The 6,306-nt window shown below is 71.4% G+C and carries 6 protein-coding genes; 4 read left to right on the forward strand and 2 right to left on the reverse strand.

What is annotated here, in order from left to right:
* Positions 1–12: 12 nt before the first annotated feature.
* Genes infB through ABIC47_RS19440 form a run of 3 tightly spaced genes read left to right on the forward strand, consistent with a single transcriptional unit; the run spans position 13 to position 3,653 of the window.
* Entirely contained in the window at positions 13–2,787 is a 2,775-nt protein-coding gene (infB, locus tag ABIC47_RS19430) for a translation initiation factor IF-2 (RefSeq protein ID WP_020075214.1), read from the forward strand.
* Positions 2,788–2,844: 57 nt separating this feature from the next.
* Positions 2,845–3,330 (forward strand): 30S ribosome-binding factor RbfA, encoded by a 486-nt coding sequence (gene rbfA, locus ABIC47_RS19435; RefSeq protein WP_354483223.1) that lies wholly within the window; start codon positions 2,845–2,847, stop codon positions 3,328–3,330.
* Between the two features lie 32 nt (positions 3,331–3,362).
* Positions 3,363–3,653 carry a YciI family protein gene (locus ABIC47_RS19440; RefSeq protein ID WP_354483226.1) on the forward strand — a complete coding sequence of 97 codons (291 nt, stop codon included), beginning with the start codon at positions 3,363–3,365 and terminating at the stop codon, positions 3,651–3,653.
* A gap of 13 nt (positions 3,654–3,666) precedes the next feature.
* On the opposite strand, the gene ABIC47_RS19445 is transcribed toward ABIC47_RS19440, so the two are convergent.
* Positions 3,667–4,530: an iron-sulfur binding domain-containing protein gene (locus ABIC47_RS19445; protein WP_354483228.1), complete on the reverse strand. Its 864-nt coding sequence runs from the start codon at positions 4,528–4,530 to the stop codon at positions 3,667–3,669.
* Positions 4,531–4,569: 39 nt separating this feature from the next.
* Here ABIC47_RS19445 and ABIC47_RS19450 point away from each other — a divergent pair, with 39 nt between their 5' ends.
* Complete coding sequence (locus ABIC47_RS19450; protein WP_354483231.1) at positions 4,570–5,154, forward strand: nucleoside/nucleotide kinase family protein; 585 nt, start codon at positions 4,570–4,572, stop codon at positions 5,152–5,154.
* Positions 5,155–5,163: 9 nt separating this feature from the next.
* Here the strand turns inward: ABIC47_RS19450 and ABIC47_RS19455 are convergent, their stop codons facing one another.
* Positions 5,164–6,168 (reverse strand): ketopantoate reductase family protein, encoded by a 1,005-nt coding sequence (locus tag ABIC47_RS19455; RefSeq protein WP_354483233.1) that lies wholly within the window; start codon positions 6,166–6,168, stop codon positions 5,164–5,166.
* Between the last annotated feature and the right edge of the window lie 138 nt (positions 6,169–6,306).

Raw genomic sequence — 6,306 nt, forward strand, 5'->3', positions numbered from 1 at the left:
GACAGGAGAATTGTGGCTGCAAAACCACGCGTACATGAGGTCGCGAGCGAGCTCGGCGTCGACAGCAAGGTCGCGCTCGCGAAGCTCAAGGAGATGGGCGAGTTCGTCAAGGGACCGTCCTCGAGCATCGAGCCCCCGGTAGCACGCAAGCTGCGTGCCGCGCTGGAGGCCGAGGGTGCGAAGCCGTCCGCCGAGAAGGCGACCGCTACCGCCCCGAAGGCGCCGTCCCAGGCGCCGCGTCCCGCCGCGCCCCGTCCGCCGCAGGCGCCCGCCGCCGCGACCGAGACGGATGCCGGGCCCAAGCCGCAGGCGCCGATGTCGGTCGCCGAGCGTCAGGCCGCGGCCGAGAAGGCCGCCGCCGAGAAGGCTGCTGAGAAGGCGGCGGAGAAGGCTGCTTCGAGCACGCCCGCCGCGGGCGCCCCGGCGACCCCGGACGCCGTCAAGCCGAGCTCCGCACCCCGCCCCGGCGGCGGTGGCATCCCGCGCCCGAGCGCCCCGCGCCCCGGCAACAACCCGTACTCGTCGAACCAGGGCATGGGCCAGCGCACGCCGCGTCCGGGCAACAACCCGTTCTCGTCGTCGCAGGGCATGGGACAGCGTCCCTCGCCCGGCAACATCCCGCGTCCGACCCCGCCGCGTCCCGGTGCCCCGCGCATCGGCGCACCCGGTCAGGGTGGCGGCAACCGTCCCGGCCCGCGTCAGGGCGGCGGCGGTCGTCCCGGTTTCCAGCAGCGCCCCGGCACCGGTGGCGGTGCGGGAGCAGGCGCAGGCGGCGGCTTCCAGCGTCCCGGCGGCGGCTTCGGCGGCCCGCGCCCCGGTGGTGGCGGCGGTCGTGGTCGTGGACCGGGCGGCGGCACGGCCGGTGCGTTCGGCCGTGGTGGCGGCAAGAGCAAGGCCCGCAAGTCGAAGCGCGCGAAGCGTCAGGAATTCGAGATGCGAGAGGCCCCGTCGCTGGGCGGCGTGACCGTTCCCCGCGGCAACGGCGACACCGTCATCCGACTGCGTCGCGGCTCGTCCATCTCGGACTTCGCCGACAAGATCGACGCGAACCCCGCGTCGCTGGTCACCGTCCTCTTCCACCTGGGCGAGATGGCGACCGCGACCGAGTCGCTCGATGAGGCCACCTTCGAGGTGCTCGGCGAGGAGCTCGGCTACAAGATCCAGGTCGTCTCGCCCGAGGACGAGGACAAGGAGCTCCTGGAGGGCTTCGACATCGACCTCGACGGCGAGCTCGCCGGCGAGTCCGACGAGGACCTCGAGATCCGTCCCCCGGTCGTCACCGTCATGGGTCACGTCGACCACGGTAAGACGCGCCTCCTCGACGCCATCCGCAACGCGAACGTCGTCGCGGGCGAGGCCGGCGGCATCACCCAGCACATCGGTGCGTACCAGGTGTGGACGGAGCACGAGGGCATCGAGCGTGCCATCACCTTCATCGACACCCCGGGTCACGAGGCGTTCACCGCCATGCGTGCCCGTGGTGCGCAGGTCACCGACATCGCGATCCTCGTGGTCGCGGCGGACGACGGCATCATGCCGCAGACCATCGAGGCGCTGAACCACGCTCAGGCGGCGAACGTGCCGATCGTGGTCGCGGTGAACAAGATCGACAAGCCGGAGGCCAACCCGGCCAAGGTGCGCCAGCAGCTCACCGAGTTCGGCCTGGTGGCGGAGGAGTACGGCGGCGACGTCATGTTCGTGGACGTGTCCGCGCGCAACGACATCGGCATCCAGGACCTGCTCGACGCGGTCCTGCTGACCGCCGACGCCGGTCTCGACCTCCGCGCCAACCCGAACAAGGACGCCCGCGGTGTCGCCATCGAGGCGAAGCTCGACAAGGGCCGCGGCGCCGTGGCGACCGTGCTCATCCAGTCCGGAACGCTCCGGGTGGGCGACGCGATCGTGGCGGGCACCGCCTACGGCCGCGTGCGTGCCATGGCCGACGAGAACGGCGAGGCCGTCTTCGAGGCAGCCCCGTCGCGTCCGGTCCAGGTGCAGGGTCTCTCCAGCGTCCCGCGCGCCGGTGACGTGTTCCTCGTCACCGAGGAGGACCGCACCGCCCGCCAGATCGCCGAGAAGCGTGAGGCCGCGGAGCGCAACGCGCAGCTGGCGAAGGCCCGCAAGCGCATCTCGCTCGAGGACTTCACCCGGGCCCTCGAGGAGGGCAAGGTCGAGGCGCTCAACCTCATCATCAAGGGCGACGTGTCCGGTGCCGTGGAGGCGCTGGAGGAGTCGCTCATGAAGATCGAGGTCGACGATTCGGTCTCCCTCCGCATCCTGCACCGCGGCGTCGGCGCGATCACCGAGTCGGACATCGACCTGGCGACCATCGACAACGCGATCGTGATCGGCTTCAACGTCCGCCCGGACGTGAAGGCGCGCGAGCGTGCGGCCCGCGAGGGTGTGGATGTGCGCTTCTACTCGGTCATCTACAACGCGATCGAGGACATCGAGAACTCGCTGAAGGGCATGCTCAAGCCCGAGTTCGAAGAGGTCCAGTCCGGTGTCGCCGAGATCCGCGAGGTTTTCCGCTCCTCGAAGTTCGGCAACATCGCCGGTGTCATCGTCCGCTCCGGGACGATCACGCGAAACGCCAAGGCGCGGGTCATCCGCGACGGCGTCGTGGTGGGGGACAACCTCGCCATCGAGTCGCTGCGCCGGTTCAAGGACGACGTCACCGAGGTCCGTACGGACTTCGAGGCCGGTATCGGTCTCGGGAAGTACAACGACATCCAGATCGGCGACGAGATCGAGACGACCGAGCTTCGCGAGAAGCCTCGAGTCTGATTCGAGAGATGGCCGGTGGCTTCGCCACCGGCCATCTTGTCTGAAAGGAGCACAACCATGGCTGATCCGGCACGCGCGAGGAAGCTCGCGGACAGGATCAAGGAGATCATCGCGAAGCGGCTCGATCGCGGTCTCCGCGACCCGCGCCTCGGCTTCGTCACGATCACGGACGTCCAGGTGACCGGCGACCTGCAGCACGCCACAGTGTTCTACACGGTGTACGGCACCGAGCAGGAGCGCGACGACAGCGCTGCTGCTCTCAAGGCCGCCACCGGCATGCTGCGCAGCGAGGTCGGCAAGAACATCACCGCCCGGCTCACGCCGACGCTGGAGTTCCAGCTCGACGCGATCCCCGAGAACGCCGCGCAGATCGAGAACCTGCTCCGCGAGGCGCGTCAGCGGGATGAGGAGGTCGCGGGACTCGCGGCCGGCGCGAACTACGCCGGCGACGAGGACCCGTACGTCAAGCCCCGCGAGTTCGAGGACGACGACGAGGACTTCGACGACGCCGAGGATGACGACGAGGCGGACGACAAGCACTGACCGCCGCGCCGGGTCGGCTCTAGGCTGACGGCATGTTCGCCGTCACGTTCTACGATGCCGACCCGGACGCGTCTCCGGAGCACTTCCAGCGTCTCGTCGAGACGTACCCCCGTCACCGCGCCTACCTCGACGAGTTCGCGGCGGGAGGCGAGGTGCTGATGATCGGCACCTTCGGCGACCCGGCCACGCAGGGCTCCATGGCGATCTTCCGCAGCCGGGAGGCGGCGGAGCGCTTCCTGCAAGGCGATCCTTTCGTCACGGAGGGACTGGTGTACCGGACGCGCATCCAGGACTGGGACCCGCTCGTCTTCTCCGAGAGCTGACGCCCGACCAGACTTACGGCAGCGTGTACCCGCCCTCGGCCGCGACGGCGAGACCGTCGGCGAGCAGCCCGGCCAGCGCACGGTCGCGCTGGGCGGCATCCGGCCACACGGTCTCGAGCTCGGCAGCGGTCACCGGGATGTGCGACGCCCGCAGCTCGGCGAGGATGCGCCCGCGCACCTGCCGGTCACTGCCCTCGTAGCGCTTCTGCACGGCCTTCTTCGGGCCGTCGTACGCGGGGTAGCCGGCCTGGCGCCACGCGCAGCGCGACGCGACCGGGCACTCGTCGCAGCGCGGCGATCGGGCGACGCAGACGATCGCGCCGAGCTCCATCATCCCGGCGTTGAACGCCGCGGCGGCCGGCCGATCCTCCGGGAGCAGCGCCTCCATCGCGGCGAGATCGCGCTTGCCGGGCGGGCCGGGCTCCGCCTGCCCGTCGATCGCCCGGGCGATGACGCGGCGGATGTTCGTGTCGACCACCGGGTGCCGGTTGCCGTAGGCGAAGACCGCCACAGCGCGTGCGGTGTAGTCGCCGATGCCGGGGAGCGCGAGCAGCGCATCCACGTCCTCCGGCACCACGCCGTCGTGCTGCTCGGTGATCGCGACGGCGGCCGCGTGCAGCCAGAGGGCGCGGCGCGGGTAACCGAGCGACTGCCAGGCGCGCACCGCCTCGCCCGGAGGGACGGCGGCCAGGGCGGCCGGGGTCGGCCAGCGGGTCAGCCACTCCTCGAGGCGCGGGATGACGCGGGAGACCGGCGTCTGCTGCAGCATGAACTCGCTGACGAGGGTGCCCCAGGCGGTGAAGCCGTCGCGTCGCCACGGGAGGTCGCGCCGGTTGGCGTGGTACCAATCCACCACCGTCCCGGCGAAGTCGTGCATGCATCGAGGCTAACCGGTGCGACGGCCTATGCTCGTCGCATGATGCTTCCTCCGACACCGCGGGTGCTGTTCCTGCGTTCGCTGGTCGGTGACATCCGTGCGGTCTCGCCGGTCGGGCGCGTGATCGTCGTGGTCGACGGGGGAACGATGGGCGGCCCGTTCGCCGACGACCTCGCGGCGGTGTTCCGGGAGTCCGGTGCCGACACGTTCCGGGCGCGGCTGGCGGACTTCCACAACTCGCGGTCGTACCGCACGCGCCTCGGCCCCGAGACGGAGGAGAGCTACTACCGCGACTCCTATGACTACGTGACGCTGCGGCGCGTGCTGCTCGATCCGTTCCGCCTCGGCGGCAGCGCCGGGTTCCAGACCGCGGCCTTCGACGAGGAGCGGGACCAGCCGGTCGAGGCCCGCTGGCTGACGGCCGGACAGGATGCGGTGCTCGTCGTCGACGGGGAGTTCGCCCTGCGTCCGACGCTGCGTGACGCCTGGAACGCCTCCATCCTGCTCGTGAATGCGCTGCAGGAGACCGTGTACCTCGACGATGCCCGTCCGCTCGCCCATGCCGACCACCTGGTCGACGACTCCGAGCCCGAGCTGCCGCTGCGGGTCGACCGCGCGCTCTGAGGCGGCCTCTCAGGCCAGCAGGGGACGCATCCGTTCGGCGACCTGGTCGGGCGTGAGGAAGGCGCCGGTGCGCTCCACCTCGTGCACGAGCGCGGTGATCGCGGCGTTTACCGGTGCCTCGACTCCCGCGGTGCGGGCTTCGTCGACGACGGCGCCGTTCAGGTAGTCGATCTCGGTGAGCTGACCGCGGCGGATGCTCTGCAGCGTCGAGCCCGGGTTGGGCGTCGACCCCATCCTCCGCTTCATGAGCAGGGGGACGGCCTGGGCGGCCCAGCGCGGAGCCCGCGCGACGACGCGGAGGATGCGATCGTCGAAGCCCTGGATGCTCCCGTAGCGCACCCCGCGCGCATAGCCGACGCGGGTGGCCTCCTGGAGGCTCGCGGTCACGATGGGCCGCAACCGCCGGTCGCCGAGCACCTGCTGCGCACTCAGCCCGGTGATGGCCGGGAGGGCGTTGATCTGGTTGACCATGAGCTTCGTCCACTGGGCGCCGGTGAAGTTGTCGATCGCGAAGGCGGGCATCGCGGCGTCGAGGATGCGGGCGGCCTCGACGGCAGCGGCGGGCGGTGGGCCATCCCCGGCGCCGAGGTAGGTGTTCGCGGTCGTCGTGACCGAGACGCGGCCGGGGGAGAGGTAGCTCGCGGCGTACAGTGCGAGGGCGCCGACGCAGTCGGATCCGGGCAGCAGCTGCTCCGCCTCGCGGAGGCCGGCGAGGCCGTTCTGCACGATCACGACGGTGATGCCGTCGAGAGCGGCCGCGTTGGCGCGGATCGCGGCGGGCGCATCCTGGGCCTTCGTGGTGACGAAGGCCAGCTCCGGGCGGGTCTGGAGAGTCTCCGCGGCGGCGACCCGCGCGGTGTGGACGCCCCAGCCGCCGTCGAGCCGGAGGCCGTCGTCGCGGATGGCGGCCAGCTGCTCGCCGCGGGCCGTCACCTCGACCAGGTGGCCGACGCGATCGAGGAGCGCCGCGATCGTTCCGCCGATGGCTCCTGCTCCGATCACGCCGATACGCACGCGCTCCAGCCTAACGGCGGCGACCCCCTGACGATTCGTGGGGGGTTGGCGGTGTATGCGGGGGCGGCAACGCACAAGACCCCCAGAACGGGGGGGGGGGCGGCCGGGGGGGGGGGGGGCGGGGGGGCGACGCCGCGG

This window comes from Leifsonia sp. 563 (assembly GCF_040545055.1).
Taxonomy (GTDB): domain Bacteria; phylum Actinomycetota; class Actinomycetes; order Actinomycetales; family Microbacteriaceae; genus Leifsonia.

What these genes read in the sequence shown, in the direction of transcription:
- ABIC47_RS19450 (WP_354483231.1), top strand. Translation starts at nt 4,570, where the DNA reads ATGATGCTTCCTCCGACACCGCGGGTGCTGTTCCTGCGTTCGCTGGTC.
- rbfA (WP_354483223.1), top strand. Translation starts at nt 2,845, where the DNA reads ATGGCTGATCCGGCACGCGCGAGGAAGCTCGCGGACAGGATCAAGGAG.
- ABIC47_RS19440 (WP_354483226.1), top strand. Translation starts at nt 3,363, where the DNA reads ATGTTCGCCGTCACGTTCTACGATGCCGACCCGGACGCGTCTCCGGAG.
- ABIC47_RS19445 (WP_354483228.1), bottom strand. Translation starts at nt 4,530, where the DNA reads ATGCACGACTTCGCCGGGACGGTGGTGGATTGGTACCACGCCAACCGG.